This is a genomic window from Kutzneria viridogrisea DSM 43870 (assembly GCF_000525635.1).
Taxonomy (GTDB): domain Bacteria; phylum Actinomycetota; class Actinomycetes; order Mycobacteriales; family Pseudonocardiaceae; genus Kutzneria; species Kutzneria viridogrisea.
In genome coordinates this window covers 8,285,673-8,305,569 of the sequence record NZ_CP007155.1, presented here as the reverse complement: position 1 = coordinate 8,305,569, position 19,897 = coordinate 8,285,673, and the positions used below count along the sequence as shown (strand labels likewise).

Below are 19,897 nucleotides of genomic sequence, written 5' to 3'. Positions count from 1 at the left end.
AGCGCACCGTGCACCTGAAGAGCCTGACGCTGAAGGGCTTCAAGTCCTTCGCCTCGGCCACCACGCTGCGCTTCGAGCCGGGCATCACCTGCGTGGTGGGGCCGAACGGCTCGGGCAAGTCCAACGTGCTGGACGCGCTGCGCTGGGTGATGGGCACGCAGGGCGCCAAGGACCTGCGCGGCGGCAAGATGGAGGACGTCATCTTCGCCGGTACGGCGGGCCGCGCCCCGCTGGGCCGCGCCGAGGTGACGCTGACCATCGACAACTCCGACGGCGCGCTGCCCATCGACTACACCGAGGTCTCGATCACCCGTCGGATGTTCCGCGAGGGCGCCAACGAGTACGAGATCAACGGCAACTCCTGCCGCCTGCTGGACATCCAGGAACTGCTGTCGGACTCCGGCATCGGCCGCGAGATGCACGTGATCGTCGGGCAGGGCCAGCTCTCGGCCATCCTGGAGTCCAAGCCCGAGGAGCGCAGGGCCTTCATCGAGGAGGCCGCTGGCGTCCTCAAGCACCGCAAGCGCAAGGAGAAGGCGCTCCGCAAGCTGGACGCCATGCAGGCCAACCTGACCCGGTTGACCGACCTGACCGCCGAACTGCGCCGCCAGCTCAAGCCGCTGGGCAAGCAGGCGGAGATCGCGCGCAAGGCCCAGGCCGTGCAGGCCGACCTGCGCGACGCCAAGCTGCGCCTGTTCGCCGACGACCTGGTGTCCCAGCGCGGCGAGCTGGAGCGTGACGAGGCCGACGAGGCCAAGGCCCGCGCCCGCCGCGCCGAGGTCGAGCAGGCCCTGCAGATCGGCACCGCCAAGCAGACCGAGCTGGAGCAGCTGGTCGCCGAGGACGCTCCGGTGCTGGCCCGCGCCCAGGAGACCTGGTACCGGCTGTCGGCGCTGGAGGAGCGGCTGCGCGGCACGGTGCGGCTGGCCGCCGAGCGGGCCCGGCACCTGTCCGCGCCGCCCGAGGCGCACCGGGGCGGCCGGGACCCCGAGGAGCTGGAGGCCGAGGCCGAGGCGACCGCCGAGCGCGAGGCCGAGCTGACCGAGGCGGTCACCGAGGCCCGGATCGCGCTGGCGGAGACCACCGAGCAGCGCTCCGAGCTGGAGCGGGCGGTCACCGCCGCGGAGAAGGCGCACCTGGCCGCCGTGCGGATGATCGCCGACCGGCGCGAGGGCCTGGCCAGGCTGACCGGCCAGGTGGAGGCGCTGCGCAGCAAGAACAACGCCACCGCCGAGGAGATCGAGCGGCTGTCCACCTCGCTGGCCGAGGCCGAGGAGCGGGCCGAACTCGCCCGCATCGAGCTGGCCGAGCAGCAGGAGGTCACCGGCACCGAGGACGAGGGCGACGTCGGCCTGGACGAGCGGCACCGGCTGGCCGTGGAGTCCGAGCGGGCCGCCAAGGTCCGGGTCGAGGAACTGGTCAAGGCGGAGCGGGCCGCGGACAAGGAGATCTCCTCCTGGAAGGCCAGGGTGGACGCGCTGTCCCTCGGCCTGACCCGCAAGGACGGGGCGGGCGCCCTGCTCGCCGCCGCCGACCGGCTGCCGGGGCTGCTCGGCTCGGTCGCCGCACTGCTCACCGTCGAACCGGGCGCCGAGGTGGCGCTGGCCGCCGCGCTGGGCCCGGTGGCCGACGCCATCGCCGTCTCAGGTGGCACGGGCGCCGTGGCCGCGCTGAACCTGTTGCGCAGCACCGATTCCGGAAGAGCCGGTGTGCTCGTCGGCGGTGCGGGCGGCACGCTGGACCGCTCGGGCTGGCCCGCGCTGCCGCCGGGTGCGCGCTGGGCCGTGGACCTGGTGCGGGCCCCTGAGCCGCTGCGCCCCGCCGTGGAACGCGCCCTGGACCGGGTCGCCGTGGTGGCGGACCTCACGGCCGCGCAGGCCCTGGTCGCCGCCGACGATCGGCTGCGCGCGGCCACCCGCGAGGGCGATGTGCTGGGCGCCGACTGGGCGATCGGCGGCTCGGGGCGTGCGCAGAGCACCATCGAGGTGCAGGCCGCCGTGGACGAGGCCCAGGACAAGCTCGGTGCCGCCGAGCGCGCGCTGGAGCACGCCAGCGCGACCCTGGCCGGTGCCCGTGCCGAGCAGGAGGCTCGCCGCGCCGAGGTGGGCGAGCTCAAGGAGCAGCTCAACGAGGCCAAGGTGCGCCGCGCGCGCTCCGGTGAGCGGCTGAACCGGCTCAACCAGGCCGTGCGCTCCGCCGAGGCCGAGGTGCAGCGCATCGGCGCGCAGCGCGGCAAGCTGGAGCAGGCCAGGGAGGAGGCCGTCGGCAAGCTGGCCGAACTGGAGGAGCGGCTGCTCGCCGTCCAGGAGACCAGCGTCGACGAGGAGCCCGACACCAGCGAGCGGGACGAGATCAACGCCCAGCTCGGCACCGCGCGGCAGGCCGAGATGGACGCGCGCCTGTCCCTGCGCACCGCCGAGGAGCGGGCGCGTGCCCTACAGGGCAAGGCCGAGCAGCTGCGCAGGGCCGCGCGGGCCGAGCGGGACGCCCGCGAACGCGCCGAGCGGGCACTGGCCGCGCGGACCCGCGCCGCGGCCGTGGCCAACGCCGTGGTCGCCGGGGGTGAGACCGCGCTGGTGCGCATCGAGGTCTCGCTGCGCCGTGCCGCCAGCGAGCGGGACGCCGCGCAGGCCCGGCGTGCCGAGCGTGAGACCGTGCTGGCCCAGGTGCGCGGCCAGGTCCGCGAGCTGGCCGGTGAGCTGGAGAAGCTCACCGACGCCGTGCACCGCGACGAGGTGCTGCGCGCCGAGCAGCGGCTGCGGCTGGAGCAGCTGGAGACCAGGATCGGCGAGGAGTTCGGCATCGGTCTGGAGGACCTGGTCGCCGAGTACGGCCCCGAGGTCCCCGTGCCGCCGACCCCCGCCGAGCTCGCCGAGTACGAGGCCGCCAAGGAGAACGGCGAGGCCGTCACCGAGCCGCAGCCGATGCCCTACGTGCGCGACGTGCAGGCCCGGCGGCTCAAGCGGGCCGAGCGCGACCTCACCCAGCTCGGCAAGGTCAACCCCCTCGCGCTGGAGGAGTTCGCCGCGCTGGAGGAGCGCTACAAGTTCCTGTCCACCCAGCTGGAGGACATCAAGACCACCCGCCGCGACCTGCTCACCGTGGTCAAGGAGGTGGACGACAAGATCCTCGAGGTGTTCACCGAGGCCTACCACGACGTGGCCCGGGAGTTCGAGGTCGTGTTCGCCACCCTGTTCCCCGGCGGCGAGGGCAAGCTCGCGCTGACCGACCCCGAGGACATGCTGACCACCGGCATCGAGCTGGAGGCCCGCCCACCCGGCAAGAAGGTCAAGCGGCTGTCCCTGCTCTCCGGTGGCGAGAAGTCCCTGGCCGCCGTCGCCATGCTGGTGGCGATCTTCCGCGCCCGCCCCTCACCGTTCTACGTCATGGACGAGGTCGAGGCCGCGCTGGACGACACCAACCTGCGGCGGCTGATCAGCCTGTTCGAGCAGCTGCGCGAGCGGTCCCAGCTGCTGATCATCACCCACCAGAAGCCGACGATGGAGATCGCCGACGCGCTGTACGGGGTGAGCATGCGCGGGGACGGCATCAGCAACGTCATCTCCCAACGCCTGCGCGGTGCCAAGCCCCCCAAGCCCGCGCCGCCCGCTGCCGTGGCCCCGGCTGGCGGGTCGCCCGCTGGTGAGTCGCCCGCTGCCGACCCGGTTGCCGCGTCGCCCGCGGACCCGTCGCCCGCTGGCGTGGCCCCGGCTGACGGGCTGCCTGCTGGTGAGTCGCCCGCTGACCCGGTTGGCGCCGACCCGGTTGCCGCGTCGCCCGCGGACCCGTCGCCCGCTGGCGTGGCCCCGGCTGACGCGCCAGTGGCGGACGCGCCGCCCGCCGCCGACGAGCCGGTGGCGAACACGGAGGCCGAGGACCCGACCGCTGGGCCGATCGAGTCCTGACCAACCGGCGAGTCCCGCTCTCCCGCGCGCGAGTCCCGCCCACCGGCATGTGAGTCCCGTCCAGCTGCGGCCGAGTCTCGCTCAGCCGCAGCTGAGTCCCGTTCTCCCCCAGCCGAGTCCCGCCCACCGGCACGCGAATCCCGCTCTCCGGCGCGTGACCTCCGCTCACCGCCCCTGCTCCCTCACCCGCGCAGGGCTCAGCCCACCGGGTGGGCGGGACTCAGCGTCCGCAGAACGGGATTCGCGCTCCCCAGAGCGGGACTCGGCGTCGGCTGTCAGTCCCTGCGCAGGCGCTCCCAGGTGCGGTGTGCGGACTCGCCGTGCGCTCCCAGGTCCAACCAGGCAGTGTGTGCCGGATCGTCCAGTTCGGCCAGGAACTCGAAGCGCTCCGCCGAGCGGCTGGCGCCCAACTCGTCCAGCACCTTCGCCGGGTCCTCGGTCAGCGACACCAGGTACGCCACGTCGGCCACCCGGTGTGGCTCGTGGTCCACCAGGTAGCCGCGGGCGGTGGCGAACAGTGCCCTGGCCAGGTCGGGCAGGAACAGTTGCGCGGCGCGCGGGCCGTACTCCGCCCGCACGGCAACGGGATCGGCCAGCACGGTCGTGCCGCCCGGCACGGTGGCCACCGGCACCGGCGGCGCCTTGCGCGCCGGGGGCTTGGGCTTGACCCGCTCCAGCGCGCGCACGGTCACCGGGATGCCGTCCCCGCGCGAGTAGCGGCCCGGCCGCACCTCGTCGGGCTCGTAGCCCAGCGCGCCGAGCACGGCGGGCAGGTCGGCGCTCGCGGAACGCAGGTCCGCGAGCACCTCGATCTCACGGTCCGGCCGCGGCCTCGCCCTGCCCGCCACGGCACCGTGCAGGTACACCATGAGCCCGCCGACGAGCACGTGCGGCACCGTCAGTGCCTCGGTGAGGTCGAGCAGTCGTGGCCACAGCACCTGGTCCCGGCCATCGGGCAGTTCGGGCAGCCGCACTGAGCCGATCACGCGCGTCATGGCGCACAGGTTAGACCGTCCGGAGGTGGCGGTCGGACACAACGGCCGACCGCCCACTGCTCTTGTTCAGCCCTCGCGGGTAGCCACGATCACTCGCCTCCTCGGTGTGCGGCCGGGGTCGGCCAACTACTGTTGTCGCTGACACGTCGTGAACCAGTGACTACGTCCAGTGGAACAGTGGGAGATGATGTCGGCCTCATTATGGAGGAAAGCCGGCGCCGCTCGTTGGGATGTGTGGGCGCAGCCACGGGGCTGGTTGGTCTACGCGGCGTTCTGTGAGTTCACCGCTGTCGCACTCGTGTTTTTCGACCTGGTTCACCAACCACCGGCTGCCAAGGACTTCGGCTGGTTCGCAGTGCTCGCAGTGCTCGGCCTCGTGCAGGCGGAGTTGTCCCGCCGCATCGAGCGGATGCGCCGCTGGATGGCCGGGGAGATGCACGTCAACCTGACCTCCGTCTGGTGCCTGGCAGGGACGGTGCTGCTCACCCCGGCCATGGTATCTCTGCTGGTGGTGGTGCTCTACGTGCACCTGTGGCTGCGCGTGTGGCGGCACGTGCGCAGCCGCCCGCTGCACCGGGTCGCGGTCAGCACGGCATGGGCGCTGCTGTCCTGCTTCGCCGCAGCCCTCGTGCTCCGGCTCACCGGGCTCGGCGGTCTCGACGAGGGTTCGCCCTCGGCGGCGCGCGCCGTCGGCATCGTGCTCTCCTCGGCCGCCGCATTCGAATTGGTCAGTGCGGTGCTGGTGTGTGCGGGAATATTCCTGTATACCGCCAAACGGTCGCCGCGCGAATTGTTGGGCACGGCCAGTGACAATGCACTGGAAATTGTCACGCTCTGTCTCGGTGGATTGACCGCGCTCGCGCTGGTGTACCAGCCGCCACTGGTGCTGCTGGTCCTGCCGCCGTTGCTGATGCTGCACCGCAGCGTGCTGGTCAAGCAGTTGGAGGTGGCCGCGACCACCGATGACAAGACCGGGCTGGCCAACGCCGTCGCCTGGCACGACGCCGCGCAGCGGGTCGGCGAGCAGGCGGGCCGTCAGGGGCGGCCCTTCGCGGTGCTGATGGTGGACCTGGACCACTTCAAGCGGGTCAACGACACCTACGGTCACGTCGCGGGCGACGCGGTGCTGCGCGCGGTGGCCGAGGCGCTGCAGGCCGAGGTCCGCGCCGAGGACGTGGTGGGCCGGTTCGGCGGCGAGGAGTTCGCGGTGCTGCTGCCCGAGGTGGCCGAGCCCGCCGCGCTGGAGATCGCCGAGCGGCTGCGCAAGACCGTGTCGGCGCTCGCGGTGCCGGTGCCGGGGGAGCAGGAGCGGCAGGTGCGCGGGCTGTCGGTGTCGATCGGGGTGGCGGTGTACCCGAGGTCGGCGGAGAGCCTGGAGCGGCTGCTGTTGGCCGCGGACGCCGCGCTGTACCGGGCGAAGAACGCGGGCCGGGACCGTGTGGTGAGCATCTGAATGCGCACTCAATCCCCTCGGTTAGTGTGTGCCGGTCGGCGGCGGAGGGGGTTGTCACAAAATGATTTCCGGGGAGCGGGCAGCCGCAGGGAAGTCTATTTTGTCAACCCTACGAACGGATGGTTGGGCCATCTGGGGCACGTCCAGGACGGTGGTCGCCACGTTCTTCGGAGTCACCTCGCTGACGGTGGCCCTATCGGTTCCTGTTCTTGCCCATGCCGTCGCCACGGGTAGCGAACTGGTCGCATTCGGTGTGTTGTTGACACTGGCCCTCGTGCAGGCGGAGTTGTCCCGCAGAGTGGAACGGGTCCGCCGCTGGATCGGCGATGTGCCGCATGTCAACGTCACTTCGGTGTGGACGTTCGCGGGCGCCCTGTTGTTGCCCGCCTGGTTGGCGGCGGCGCTGGCCGTCACCGTTTACACGCATTTGTGGCTGCGAATCTGGTCGGGCATGGCGCACCGGCCGCTGCACCGCGTCGTGTTCAGCGCCTCGATGATCGTGCTGTCCTGCTACGCGGCCTCGGCCGTGCTGAGCGCCACGGGCGCGGGGCGGTTGAGCCACGACTGGGCCGAGCGGTCGGGCAACGGTGCTGCCCTCGCCGGTGCCGCGCTGGCCTTCGCGCTGGTCAACGCAGGTCTGGCGCTGCTGGGCAGTTGGGCGGTGACCGGCCGGTCCACGGCCTCGGTCCTGTTCGCGGTCGACGGGGACTACGGCCTGGAACTGGCCACGCTGTGCCTGGGCGGGCTGGTGGCCGCGGCCTACGTGTTCCAGCCGTGCCTGGTCGCCTTCGTGTTCATGCCGCTGTTCGCGATGCACCGGGCCGTGTTGGCCAGGGGCCTGGAACTGGCCGCCGCGACCGACCAGAAGACCGGTCTGCTCAACGCGGCGGCCTGGCACAACATGGCAGCCGCCGAATTGGGACGTGCCCGCCGTGACAACTCCGCCTTCGGCCTGCTGATGGTGGACCTGGACCATTTCAAGCGGGTCAACGACACCTACGGGCACCTCGCGGGCGACGCCGTGCTGATCGCGGTGGCCACGGCGATCCGCGCCGAGGTGCGCGATTACGACTCGGTGGGCCGATTCGGCGGTGAGGAGTTCTCCGTGCTGCTTCCCGGAATCAGCGAAACCGACGTGGTGGCCACCGCGGAACGGATTCGGCACCGGGTCACCACCCTGTCCGTCGAAGCACCGACCGAGCTCGGCCGCGCCACCATCGAATCGCTCTCCGCATCGATCGGGGTCGCGGTGTACCCACACGGCGGCGGGGATCTGGAAAAGCTGTTGCTGACCGCCGACACCGCGCTGTACAAGGCGAAGAACACCGGGCGGAACAAGGTCGTGAGCCTCGCGGCCTGACAGGGGGACCGTGCGCGCCTACTTCCTCGCAGCGACCCTGGCCAGACTCGGCGACGAGATGGTGGCCACGGCGGTCGTGCTGTTCGTGCTGACCAGGACGGGGGACCCGACCCTGGCCGGGATCACGCTGGCCGCCTACGCGTTCCCCTCGGTGGCCAGCGGGCCGCTGCTGGGCGCCTGGCTGGACCGGTCCCGGCACCGCAGGGCCGCGCTGGCCAGCAACCAGGTGGCGCTGGGCGCGACCATGCTCGGCCTGCTCGCCGTGGTCGGCACCGCACCCGGCTGGCTCGCCCCGCTGGTGGCCGCCGTCGCGGGCGTGACCGTGCCGCTGACCAGCGGTGGCTTCACCGGGCTGATGACCCTGCTGGTCGCCCCGGACCGGTTGGCGCGGGCCAACTCCACCGAGTCGATCAGCTTCAGCGTGGCCGCGCTCGGCGGCCCGGCGCTGGCCAGCGCCCTCGCGCTGGTCCTCTCCCCGGCCGCCGCCGTGCTGGGCATCGCCGTGTCCGCGGCGCTGAGCCTGCTCGCGCTGGCCGCCGTGCCGTCGGTGCCCGCCCGCGGGGCCGTCGGCCGGCTGGACGTGCGGGCCGGGCTGCGGCACATGGTCGCCACCCCGCGGCTGCGCGCCGTCACCCTGACCAGCACCCTGTCCTTCGGCGCGGTGGGCATGCTGCTCGTGGCCCTGCCGGTCCGCACCGCCGAACTCGGCGCGGGCGGCACGGCCTCCGGCTTCGTGCTCGCCGCCTTCGAGATCGGCTGCATGGCCACCAACCTGGCGCTGATCCGCCTCCAGTCGCACTGGCAGACCGTGCTCGTGTGCACGGGCCTGTACGGGCTCGCCCTCACCGGATGGGCCCTGGCCGGTTCGCTGCCCGTGCTGCTGGTGCTCGCCCTGGTCGCCGGCTTCACCCTGGGCCCCGAACTGCCCGCCCTGCTCGGCGCCCGCCAGCGGTACACCCCCGAGCACCTGCTCAGCCAGGTCGGCACCACCGGCGCCAGCCTCAAGATCGGCTTCTCCGCGCTCGGCGCCGCGGCGGGCGGCCTGCTGCTGCCGGTGTGCGGGCCCTCAGCCGTGATCGGCCTGGTCGCCGCTGTGCAGGGCGCCGCCGTGCTGCTCGGCTGGCTGGCGAGCCGGGGCCGGGTGCCCGTGTCGCGTGCCGTATGAGACGTCAGGTGTCTCAGGCACGCGACACCTCGGCGAGCACCGGCTCGGCCGGGGTCCGGTGGCGCAGTGAGAGCAGGCCGCCGACCACCAGGGTGATCAGCACGCCGAGCAGGGTGAACCAGGGGAACGCCAGACCGACCTGCTTGCCGCCCACGGTGAACTTCAGCGACACGACCACCGCCATGACGGCGACCGTCACCAGGAAGGCGATCACCGCGTCGGCCTGGCTCGCCCTGCGCACGAGCAGGCCCAGCGCGAAGGCGCCGAGCAGCGCGCCGTAGGTGTAGCCCGTGATGCCGAGCCCGAGTTCGATCACGGGCCCGGTGGTGCTGGAGAACATCGAGGCGAACACCACGAACACGGCGGCCCACACCAGGGTCCAGAGCCGGCCCGACCGCAGCGCGGCGCCCTCGTCCAGCGGCTTGAGCCGGAACATCCGGTACAGGTCGGTGACGGTGGAGGTGGACAGCGCGTTGAGCGCGGAGGCCAGCGCGCCCATGGTGGAGGCGAGGATGCCCGCGATGAGCAGACCGGCCACGCCAACGGGCAGGTCCTCCACGACGAACTTGGCGAAGAACCCGTCGGTGTTGGTCAGGCCCAGGGACTTCGGGGCGGCGCCGTGGTAGAGCACCCACAGCCCGGAGCCGACGAGCAGGAACAGTCCAAATTGGACGAACACGAGGATTCCGCTGCCGATCAACGCCTTCTGCCCGTCCCGCAAGGACTTCGTGGCCAGCACCCGCTGCACGATCACCTGGTCCGAGCCGTGTGAGGCCATGGCGAACACCGCGCCGCCGACGATCGCGGTGACGAAGGCGTACTGGCTGGTGACGATGTTGGAGGCGAAGTCGAAGAACTGGTACCGGCCACCGGCGGCCGCGGTGGACATCCAGCCCTCGGGCAGCATGCTGTTGAGCACGAACACGGCCACGATCGCGCCGCCGAGGTAGAGCGCGAGCTGCACCACGTCCACCCACACCACCGAGCGCACCCCGCCGACGTAGGTGTAGATCACGGTGAGCACGGTCAGCCCGAGCACGATGTGCCAGTACTCGGTGTGCAGGCCGTAGGAGGACAGGATCGCCTGGATCGGGATCGCGCCCGCGAACAGCCGCACGCCCTCGGCGAGCAACCGGGTGACCACGAAGGCCAGCGAGGCCACGCCCTGCGAGGCGGTGCCGAACCTGTTGCCCAGGAAGGTGTAGGCGGTGACGAAGTTGCCCTTGAAGTACCGGGGCAGCAGTACCAGCGACACCACGATGCGGCCGATGATGTAGCCCAGCGCAAGCTGGAGGTACGTGAAGCCGCTGCCCCACACCAGACCCGGCGTGCTGATCACGGTCAGCGTGGAGGTCTCGGTGGCCACCACGGACAGGCACACCGCCCACCAGGGCAGGCTGCGGCCGCCGACGAAGAAGTCGGCGCCGGTGCGCTGCTTGCCGCGCAGCAGCAGGCCGATGACGGGCATCGCGAGCAGGTACAGCACGATGATGGCGATGTCAGCCGGGTGCACGGCTACCTCCCTTGACCGAGAACACGCAGGCGGGTGACCGGCCGGGTGCGCGGCGGCGGGAGCCGCAGCGACAACAGGCCGGGGGTGATGCTGCCAAGCAGCCGGGGGCCACTGGCCCCGGTGGCGCTCGGCGCGTTGGCAGGGATCCCGCACCAGGTCAGGAAACCCAGTAGTGCGCTGAGGTAGGCCTCCTTGCCGTCCGAGGGCAGCCCGAGCTTGTCGCTGGTGGTCAGTTCGGCGGGCGCCAGGTGACGGCTCAGCGCGGCCATCAGCACCGGGTTGCGCACCCCGCCGCCGGAGGCGACCACGCGGTGCGCCCCGTGCGCGCGGCAGGCCTGCGCCACGGTGATCGCGGTCAGCTCCACCAGCGTGGCGAGCAGGTCCGGCACGGACACCGACTCGGTACCGGCCAGGTAGTCGCCGTGGAAGTGCTCCTTGCCGGTGGACTTGGGCGGTGGCGCCGCGTAGTACGGATCGGCCAGCAGCCGGTCCAGCAGGGCGATGTCGATCGTGCCGGTGACGGCCAGCTCGCCGTTGTCGTCGCGGTGCAGCCCGACCCGGCGGGCGGCCAGGTCCAGCAGGGCGTTGGCCGGGCCGGTGTCGTAGGCCAGCGGCGGGCAACCGGGCGCCACCACCGTGATGTTGGCGATGCCGCCGAGGTTGAGCGCGATCCACGGGTGCCCGTCGCGGTGGGCCTGCTCGCTGAGCCACATCGCGTCCAGGGCGCCGACCAGCGGTGCTCCGTGCCCGCCAGCGGCCACGTCGCGGGCGCGTAGGTCGGCGACCACGGGTCGGCCGGTGGCCTCGGCGATCCAGGCGGGCTGGCCCAGTTGCAGCGTGCCAAGGCAGCGGCCCGCCTCCACCCAGTGGTAGATCGTCTGACCGAGCGAGCAGATCAGGTCGGCGCGGCCACCGGCCAGCTGGGCGATGCCGTGCACGGCCGCCTCGGCGAACGCCTGGCCGACCCCGGTGTCCAGCTCGCACAGCTCGGCGGCCGTGCACTGCCTCGGTGGCAGCGCCGCCAGCAGGCGGTCGCGCAGCCCCTGCGGCAGCGGCAGCTCGGTGGAGCCCAGCGGGACCAGTTCCACCGCGTCGTCCCCGCTCACCCGCAGGTCGGCGGCGGCCACGTCGATGCCGTCCATCGAGGTGCCGGAGATCAGACCCAGTACGCGTGTCACGGCATGTGGTCTATGCCACTGGCAGGGCTGCCGCAAGATGTGATGTGGAACTTTTACCGAATCGCCGACTTTCGCGTTTGTTGTCGACGGTGCTCGGCGTGAGCCCCGGGTGGCCAGATGCGAGGATGACCGGGTGCTTGAGTCCACTGCCTTGATCTGGATCGGCGTCGCCGTCCTCCTCGTGTTGGCCGTCGCGCTGGTGGTCGGGCTGGTGCTCGCCCGCAAGCGGCGGATCAGCCTGACCGAGCGCGAGGAGCAGCAGCGGCCCAAGGACGGCGGCTACCAGGCCGCCAAGGGCTTCGACCTGGCCGCGGGGGGCGGCACGGCCGTGGCGCCACCGCCGGTCGAGCACCCGGTGGCCGAGCGCACCGAGGTCGACGGCCAGCCCGGGGTCGGTGACGACGCCTCGGTGCCGCGCGACTCCGAGCGGCGCACGATCGTGGACGTCGACCTGCCCGAGCGGGTCGAGCCGCCGACCACCCCGGTGCCCGCGCAGCCGGTGGAGCCGCCGACGACCCCCGTGCCCGCCCAGCCGGTGCCGGTGGAGCCGCCGACCACCCCGGTCCCGGCCCAGCCCGTCGAGCCGGAGATCGAGCCCACCGAGGGGCGCCTGGAGCGGCTGCGCGGCAAGCTGTCCCGCTCGCAGTCCACCCTGGGCAAGGGCCTGCTCGGGCTGCTCGGCGCGGGCAACCTGGACGAGGACTCCTGGACCGACATCGAGGACACGCTGCTGATGGCCGACATCGGCGCGGCCACCACCACCGAGATCGTGGACAAGCTGCGCGAGCGGCTGGTCTCCCGCGGTGTGCGCAGCGCCGCCGAGGTCCGCGCCCTGCTGCGCGAGGTGCTGATCGAGTCCCTGCACCCGGAGATGACCCGGTCGGTGCGGGCCCTGCCCAACAACGGCAACCCGGCCGTGCTGCTGGTGGTCGGCGTGAACGGCACCGGCAAGACCACCACCACCGGCAAGCTGGCCCGCGTGCTGGTGGCCGACGGGCGCACCGTGCTGCTGGGTGCCGCCGACACGTTCCGCGCCGCCGCGGCCGACCAGTTGGCCACCTGGGCTGAGCGGGTCGGCGCCGAGGTCGTGCGTGGCAAGGAGGGCGCCGACCCGGCCGCGGTCGCGTTCGACGCCGTCAAGCGGGGTGTGGAGGCCAAGGTGGACGCCGTGCTGGTGGACACCGCGGGGCGGCTGCACACCAAGACCGGCCTGATGGACGAGCTGGGCAAGGTCAAGCGGGTGGTGGAGAAGCAGGCCGAGGTGGACGAGGTGCTGCTGGTGCTCGACGCCACCACCGGCCAGAACGGGCTGACCCAGGCCAGGGTGTTCGGCGAGGTGGTGGACGTGACCGGCATCGTGCTCACCAAGCTGGACGGCACGGCCAAGGGCGGCATCGTCTTCCAGGTGCAGCGCGAACTGGGCGTGCCGGTCAAGCTGGTTGGCCTTGGCGAGGGCGCCGACGACCTGGCGCCCTTCGAGCCCGGCGCCTTCGTGGACGCGCTGCTGGGCTGAGCCGGTTTCCCGATGGTGAACAGCGGGCACTGGTGGTGTGACAGGTCTTGACACGTATCAGCCAGGGCCGTTGACTTTCGCAGAACTCGGTATCCGGATTCCACGATGTGGAATTTCGGGGGTTGTGCGAGAGGCGGGCGGATGAGACTGCGCTACCTGGCCGGGGCCATTCCCGCGGTGGGAATGCTCGGCGGGATCTTCTTCGCCAACCGGTCCGAGCCGGAGGTGCTCGGCCTGCCGTTCATCCTGTTCTGGCTGGTCACCTGGGTGGTGCTCACCACGGTGGTGATGGCGGTGACCTACTGGTCCGATCCGGCCAACCGCGAGGAGAACCAGTGACCGCGCTACTGGTCATCCTCGGCTTCGTGCTGATCGCCCTGGTGCTCGGTATCCGCGCCAGGCGGGGCCGGGACATGGACCTGGAACAGTGGACCGTCGCCGGGCGCGGATTCGGCAGCGCATTCGTGTTCCTGCTCATGGCGGGCGAGATCTACACGACGTTCACCTTCCTGGGCGGATCCGGCTGGGCCTACGGCAAGGGCGGCCCCGCCTTCTACATCCTCTGCTACGGCTCGATCGCCTTCACCGCCTCGTACTGGCTGCTGCCCGCGATCTGGCGCTTCGCCAAACGCCGCGGGCTGCACTCCCAGTCCGACTTCTTCGCCGCCAAGTTCGACAGCCCGCTGCTGGGCGCACTGGTCGCGCTGGTCGGGGTCGCGGCGCTGGTGCCGTACCTGGTGCTCCAGCTCAAGGGCCTGGGCATCATCGTGTCCGAGGTGTCCGGGCAGGCCATCCCGTACGCGTGGGCGATCATCCTCGGCACGCTCGTGCTCGCCGTGTACGTGACGGTCTCCGGGGTGCACGGTTCGGCCTGGACCTCGGTGCTCAAGGACGGGCTGATCCTGGTTGTCGTGCTGGCACTGGGCATCTACCTGCCCTGGCACTACTTCGGCGGCATCGCACCGATGTTCCGCGCGGTCGAGGCCGCCAAGCCCGGTTTCCTCACGCTGCCCGACAGCGGCATGAGCCCGACCTGGTTCGTCTCCACCGTGCTGCTGTCGGCGATGGGCTTCTACATGTGGCCGCACTCCTTCACGGCCACCTACACCGCCCGCGACGAGCGGGTCTTCCGCCGCAACGCGATCGTGCTGCCGCTGTACCAGTTGATCCTGCTCTTCGTGTTCTTCGTCGGCTTCACCGCCGTGCTCGTCGTGCCCGGGCTCAAGGGCAGCGACGGGGACCTGTCCCTGCTGCGCATCACCACCAAGACCTTCGACCCGTGGTTCGTCGGCGTGGTCGGCGGTGCCGGGGTGCTCACCGCGCTGGTGCCCGGCTCGCTGATCCTGATGAGCTCCGCCACGATGCTCGCCAAGAACCTGTACCGGGTGGTGCGCCCGGCCACCAGCGAGGCCCGGACCGGGCTGCTGGCCAAGGCGCTCGTGCCGGTCGTCGCCCTGATCGCCCTGTACTTCACGTTCAACGGCGGCGACACGATCGTGTCCCTGCTGCTGATGGGCTACTCGCTGGTGACCCAGTTGTTCCCCGCGCTGCTGCTCAGCCTCGCCAAGCGCCGACTCGTCACCACCTCCGGCGCCGCCTGCGGCATCCTCGCCGGGGTCGCCGTCGTCGCCGTGCTGACCCTCACCGGGGTCACCGTGGGCGGCTTGGCCCCCGGCCTGCCCCAGCCCGTCAAGGACCTCAACGTGGGCGTGGTCGCGCTGCTGGTGAACCTGCTCGTGCTGGGCGCGGTGACCCTGGCCACCCGCCGCAAGGAAGCCGTCCGCGGCCTGCCCCCCGAACCGGTCGCCGCCCGCTGACCCCGCGAGTCCCGTCCTGGTGCCCGCGAGTCCCGCTCGGCCGCCGCACCTCGTTCCCGCCAGAGCGGGACTGGCGCGCCTGTGAACGGGATTCGCGGGGGTGTGCACTCGCTCGGGCGAGTTGGTCGGCGACGCTGGGTGAGCGGCCCAGTTCGACTGGCGGGCGGGAAACTCGCTCGTAACACTCGGGGCGGCACAGTTCACGCGGGCGAAACCTCGCACGCGGGCCGGTGAAACAGCGGGTGGCCACTCTTCCCTGCAACGCCGTACCCGCACGGGAGGACGATGTGAACACAGGAGACACGGCCTGGGTGCTGGTCAGCGCCGCCCTGGTCATGTTGATGACACCGGGACTCGCCTTCTTCTACGGCGGCATGGTCCGCGCCAAGAGCGTGCTCAACATGCTCATGATGAACTTCATCGCGCTGGGCGTCGTCACGGTGCTGTGGCTGCTGTACGGCTACAGCATCGCGTTCGGCAACGACGCCTTCGCCGGGTTGTTCGGCAACTTCGACAGCGCGGGCTTCGCCGGGACCATCGCCCAGTTGACCGGCCCCAAGGACCACCAGATCCCGGTCCTGGCCTTCGCCATGTTCCAGCTGATGTTCGCCGTCATCACCCCGGCGCTGATCTCCGGCGCGATCGCGGACCGCACCAAGTTCTGGGGCTGGGTCACGTTCCTGGTCGTCTGGGTGAGCATCGTGTACTTCCCGGTCGCGCACTGGGTGTTCGCCTTCGACGCCGCGGACGGCTCGACCCTGGGCGGGTGGTTGGCCAACAAGGTCAAGGCACTGGACTTCGCGGGTGGCACGGCGGTGCACATCAACGCCGGCGCCGCGGGGCTCGCGCTGGCCCTGGTGCTGGGCCGCCGCAAGGGCTGGCCCAAGGAGCCGATGCGCCCGCACAACGTGCCCTTCGTGCTGCTGGGCGCGAGCCTGCTGTGGTTCGGCTGGTACGGGTTCAACGCGGGCTCGGCGCTGGCCGCCAACGACACGGCGGCGGTCGCCTTCACCACGACCACCGTGGCCACCGCGGCGGCCGTGCTGGGCTGGCTGGTCACCGAGCAGGTCCGTGACGGCAAGCCGACCACGCTGGGCGCGGCCTCCGGTGCCGTGGCCGGTCTGGTCGCGATCACCCCGGCCTGCGCCTTCGTCAGCCCGCTGGGCGGCGCGGCCATCGGCCTGATCGCCGGTGTGCTGTGCGCGCTGGCGGTGGGCCTGAAGTTCCGGTTCGGCTTCGACGACTCGCTCGACGTGGTGGGCGTGCACCTGGTCGGCGGCATCGTGGGCACCCTGCTGATCGGCTTGTTCGGCACCACCTCGGTCAACTCCGCGGGCGCCGACGGCCTGTTCTACGGCGGCGGTCTCACCCAGTTGGGCAGGCAGGCCATCGGCGCGTTCTCCGTGCTGGCCTACTCCTTCGTGGTGAGCTTCGTGCTGGGCTGGATCATCAAGAAGACGATCGGCTTCCGGGTGGACACCGAGGCCGAGGTCACCGGTATCGACGAGAGCGAGCACGCCGAGACCGCCTACGAGTTCGGCGGCTTCGGCGGAGGTGCCCGCGGCACGGGCAAACTGACCGGCGTCAACGCGGGCGCGCAGACGGTGCTGGAGGGAAGCAAGCCATGAAGCTGGTGACAGCGATCATCAAGCCGTTCGTGCTGGACGACGTGAAGGCCGCACTGGAACGGCTGGGCGTGCTCGGCATGACCGTCAGCGAGGTGCAGGGCTTCGGCAGGCAGAAGGGCCACACCGAGGTCTACCGGGGCGCCGAGTACGCGGTGGACTTCGTGCCCAAGCTGCGGGTCGAGGTGGTGACCGACGACGAGACCGCGGACAAGGTGCTCGACGCGGTGCTCGAGGCGGCCCGCACCGGCAAGATCGGCGACGGCAAGGTCTGGGTCACCCCGGTGGACACCGTGGTGCGGGTCCGCACCGGGGAACGCGGCAACGACGCGCTGTAGAGGAGTCGCGATGACGGATCTGGGGGCCGTCACTGCGGACGACCTGGTGCGGGCCAGGGACTTGTTGCTCAAGCCCGCACCGGGTCACCGCAGGCTGCCGGCGGAAGCACTGCGTGAGGCCCTGGTGGACCTGCACGAGTTCTGGCTCGCCGCGCACGCGGGCAACTCGGGGGTCGGCGGGCCGGGCAGCGGGGTCGCACTGCTGGCGGTCGGCGCGCTGGGCCGCCGCGAACTCGTGCCCGCCTCGGACCTGGACCTGGTCCTGGTGCACAACGGGCGCAAGGACATCGACGCCGTCGCCGAACGGCTCTGGTACCCGCTGTGGAACTCCGGAATCGGGCTGGACCACTCGGTGCGCACGGTGGGTGAGGCCCTGCGGGTGGCGGGCAGCGACCTGCGGGTGGCACTGGGACTGCTGGAGGCCAGGCAGCTCGCCGGTGACCCGGAGGTCGCCGAGCGGCTGATCAGCTCGGCGCGACAGGCGTGGCGCTCGGGCATCCGGGACCGCCTTGAGGAGCTCACCGACTCGGCCAAGCGCCGGTGGATGATGTCGGGCGAGGTGGCCCACCGGGTGGAGCCCGACCTCAAGCACGGCCGTGGCGGCCTGCGCGACCTGCAACTGCTCGACGCGCTGGCGGTCGCGCAGGTGATCGACCGTCCGGGCGGGGACGTGGCCGAGGCGCACGCCCTGCTGCTGGACGTGCGCACCGAACTGCGCAGGGCCAGTGGTCGCGGCCGGGACGTGTTGCAGGCCCAGGAGGGCGACGAGGTGGCCACCGCGCTGGCGATGGGCGACCGGTTCGGCCTGGCCAGGGCGCTGTCCTCGGCGGGCCGCACCGTGGTGTACGCCGTGGACGTGGCGCTGCGCTCGGCGCGGGCCGCGGCACCGCGGCGCGGGCTGACCTCCTTCGGCCGTGCCGCGCTGCGCAGGGGACCGGCCCGCCGCCCGCTGGACGACGGGGTTGTGTTGCACGGCAACGAGGTCGCCCTCGCGCGGGAGGCGATCCCCAGCCGGGACCCGGGTCTGCTGCTGCGTGTCGCGGGCGCCGCGGCCCGCACGAACAGCCCCATCGCCGCGGGCACGCTGACCCGGCTCGCCGACGCCGCACCGGAACTGCGCAAGCCGTGGCCGAGACAGGCCCGCGAGGAACTGCTCGGCATGCTCGGCACCGGGCCTGGTCTGGTCGACGTCGTGGAAGCGTTGGACCGCACCGGGTTGTGGGGCAGGCTCTTCCCGGAGTGGGGCGCCGTGCGCGACCTGCCCCCGCGCGACCTCGCGCACACCTGGACGGTGGACCGGCACCTGGTGCAGGCCACCGCGCAGGCGGCACGGTTGACCACCACCGTGTCGCGGCCGGACCTGTTGCTGCTGGCGGCTTTGCTGCACGACATCGGCAAGGGCCGGGACGCCGACCACTCCGAGGTCGGGGCCGCGCTGGCCACCCAGATCGGCGAGCGCATCGGCCTGTGGCCCAACGACGTCGAGCTGCTCACCGCGGCCGTGCGGCACCACTTGTTGTTGCCGCACACCGCGACCCGTCGCGACGTGGAGGACCCGGCCACCGTGGGCCGGGTCGTGGAGACGCTCGGCGGCGACCCGGTGCTGCTGGAACTGCTGCACGCCCTGGCGGAGGCCGACTCGCTGGCCACCGGCCCCGGGGTGTGGACGGACTGGAAGGCCGGGCTGATCGCCGACCTGGTCCGCCGCTGCCGCAAGGCGATGGCGGGGGAGCCGCCGCCGCGTCCCGAGCCGCTGGACGTGGAGCAGCAGTCCCGTGCGCACGCCGTGGCGAACTCGGGCCGTCCCGACGTGCTGATCACCGAGGAGGGGCAGAGCGCCACCGTCACGGTGATCGCCCCCGACCGGCCCGGTCTGCTCTCCCGCGCGGCGGGCGTGCTCGCGCTGAACTCGCTGGAGGTGCACTCCGCCGCGCTGCGCAGCCACTCCGAGGTGGCGGTCGACGTGTTCAGCGTGTCGCCGCGGTTCGGTTCGCTGCCCGACGCCGGGCTCATCCGCGAGCAGCTGACCCGCGCCATCGACGGCGGGCTCGCCCTGGGCGAGAAGCTGACCGCCAAGGAGCGGGACTACGGCGGACCGCCCACCGACGCGCCGCCGCCGCGCGTGCTGTGGTTCGACGACGAGGCCTCCGGCGCGGTCGTGCTGGAGTTGCGTGCCGCGGACCGGATCGGGCTGCTGCACCGGGTCGCCGCCGCGCTGGAGGGCAGCGGGCTGGACGTGCGCTGGGCCAAGGTAGCCACGCTGGGCAGCACGGTGGTCGACTCGTTCTGCCTGTCCACCACCGAGGGCGACACCTTCGACCTGGGCCGCAGGCGGTTGATCGAACGCGCCGTGCTGGCCGCCGCCCGCGGAACCTGAGAAGTTCCGGTTAAAGGAACGTTTACCGGTGGGTTGCTCGTTGACCCCGCATGACCACCACGATCCGGCTCGGCCACCGCGATCTGCTCGTGGTGTGCGGCCTGCCCGGCGCGGGCAAGACCACCCTGTTGCGCCGCGTCCACGTCGATCCCGTGCCGGTGCTGGACTCCGATCAGGTCCGGCACCGGCTGGGTGCCCTGCTGCCCGCGCGCACCCCGTACCGCTGGTACCGGCCCCTGGTGCACGCGTGGCACCGCGCCAGGATCCTGCGCCACGCGGTCCTGATCCGTGGCCCGGTCGTGGTGCACGAGCCCTCCACCCGTGCCACGACCCGGGCGCTGCTGGCCCTCGTCGGCCTCCTGACCGGGCGGCCGGTGCGCATGCTCTGGCTGGACGTCAGCCCCGAGCAGGCGCTGGCCGGTCAGCACCAGCGCGGCCGCACGGTCCGCCCGCGCTCCTTCGCCCGCCACGTGCGCAGGGCCCAACGGGTGCGCGCCGCCCTGCTGGCCGACCGGGTGCCCAGGGGTTGGCGCAGCGCCCGCCTGCTGTCCCGGCAGGGCGCCGACCGGCTGCACTTGGCACCACCCGCAGACGTGGCCGTGCCAGCACAGCTACCCTCGTGGGTAACCCACTGACTAGTTGCGAGGTCTGGCGGCAC

General features: G+C 72.1%; 14 protein-coding genes. 11 read left to right on the top strand and 3 right to left on the bottom strand.

Annotated features, from left to right (window positions below):
* Positions 1-8: 8 nt before the first annotated feature.
* Positions 9-3,905 carry a chromosome segregation protein SMC gene (smc, locus tag KALB_RS36015; protein WP_025360530.1) on the top strand — a complete coding sequence of 1,299 codons (3,897 nt, stop codon included), beginning with the start codon at positions 9-11 and terminating at the stop codon, positions 3,903-3,905.
* Positions 3,906-4,180: 275 nt separating this feature from the next.
* On the opposite strand, the gene KALB_RS36010 is transcribed toward smc, so the two are convergent.
* Positions 4,181-4,900, bottom strand: coding sequence for a hypothetical protein (locus KALB_RS36010; RefSeq protein WP_148309787.1), 720 nt, complete (start codon positions 4,898-4,900; stop codon positions 4,181-4,183).
* 298 nt (positions 4,901-5,198) lie between these two features.
* Here KALB_RS36010 and KALB_RS36005 point away from each other — a divergent pair, with 298 nt between their 5' ends.
* The 3 genes from KALB_RS36005 to KALB_RS35995 all read left to right on the top strand — a co-directional run bounded on the left by KALB_RS36005 (position 5,199) and on the right by KALB_RS35995 (position 8,878).
* Positions 5,199-6,353 carry a GGDEF domain-containing protein gene (locus tag KALB_RS36005; protein WP_236650096.1) on the top strand — a complete coding sequence of 385 codons (1,155 nt, stop codon included), beginning with the start codon at positions 5,199-5,201 and terminating at the stop codon, positions 6,351-6,353.
* Between the two features lie 253 nt (positions 6,354-6,606).
* A complete protein-coding gene (locus KALB_RS36000) occupies positions 6,607-7,713 on the top strand; it encodes a GGDEF domain-containing protein (RefSeq protein ID WP_025360527.1) in 1,107 nt (368 codons plus the stop codon).
* 10 nt (positions 7,714-7,723) lie between these two features.
* Entirely contained in the window at positions 7,724-8,878 is a 1,155-nt protein-coding gene (locus tag KALB_RS35995) for an MFS transporter (protein ID WP_025360526.1), read from the top strand.
* Between the two features lie 13 nt (positions 8,879-8,891).
* Here KALB_RS35995 and KALB_RS35990 read toward each other — a convergent pair whose 3' ends face one another.
* Positions 8,892-10,391: a sodium:solute symporter gene (locus KALB_RS35990; protein WP_025360525.1), complete on the bottom strand. Its 1,500-nt coding sequence runs from the start codon at positions 10,389-10,391 to the stop codon at positions 8,892-8,894.
* 2 nt (positions 10,392-10,393) lie between these two features.
* Positions 10,394-11,569 carry an anhydro-N-acetylmuramic acid kinase gene (locus tag KALB_RS35985; RefSeq protein ID WP_025360524.1) on the bottom strand — a complete coding sequence of 392 codons (1,176 nt, stop codon included), beginning with the start codon at positions 11,567-11,569 and terminating at the stop codon, positions 10,394-10,396.
* A 133-nt stretch (positions 11,570-11,702) separates the two neighbouring features.
* Between KALB_RS35985 and ftsY the strand changes: the two genes are divergently transcribed.
* From ftsY to KALB_RS35950, 7 genes are all read left to right on the top strand, one after another.
* On the top strand, positions 11,703-13,082 hold the full coding sequence (ftsY, locus tag KALB_RS35980; protein ID WP_025360523.1) for a signal recognition particle-docking protein FtsY: 1,380 nt from the start codon (positions 11,703-11,705) through the stop codon (positions 13,080-13,082).
* Between the two features lie 141 nt (positions 13,083-13,223).
* Positions 13,224-13,421: a DUF3311 domain-containing protein gene (locus tag KALB_RS35975; protein WP_025360522.1), complete on the top strand. Its 198-nt coding sequence runs from the start codon at positions 13,224-13,226 to the stop codon at positions 13,419-13,421.
* Entirely contained in the window at positions 13,418-14,899 is a 1,482-nt protein-coding gene (locus tag KALB_RS35970; protein WP_025360521.1) for a sodium:solute symporter family protein, read from the top strand. The genes KALB_RS35975 and KALB_RS35970 overlap by 4 nt, the downstream gene beginning before the upstream one ends.
* 335 nt (positions 14,900-15,234) lie before the next feature.
* Positions 15,235-16,527, top strand: a complete 1,293-nt coding sequence (locus KALB_RS35965) for an ammonium transporter (RefSeq protein ID WP_042223010.1) — start codon at positions 15,235-15,237, stop codon at positions 16,525-16,527.
* Positions 16,524-16,862 (top strand): P-II family nitrogen regulator, encoded by a 339-nt coding sequence (locus KALB_RS35960; RefSeq protein WP_025360519.1) that lies wholly within the window; start codon positions 16,524-16,526, stop codon positions 16,860-16,862. Before KALB_RS35965 ends, KALB_RS35960 begins: the two co-directional genes overlap by 4 nt.
* A gap of 10 nt (positions 16,863-16,872) precedes the next feature.
* Complete coding sequence (locus KALB_RS35955) at positions 16,873-19,239, top strand: [protein-PII] uridylyltransferase (protein ID WP_025360518.1); 2,367 nt, start codon at positions 16,873-16,875, stop codon at positions 19,237-19,239.
* Positions 19,240-19,289: 50 nt separating this feature from the next.
* Entirely contained in the window at positions 19,290-19,874 is a 585-nt protein-coding gene (locus KALB_RS35950) for an AAA family ATPase (protein ID WP_025360517.1), read from the top strand.
* Positions 19,875-19,897: the final 23 nt, after the last annotated feature.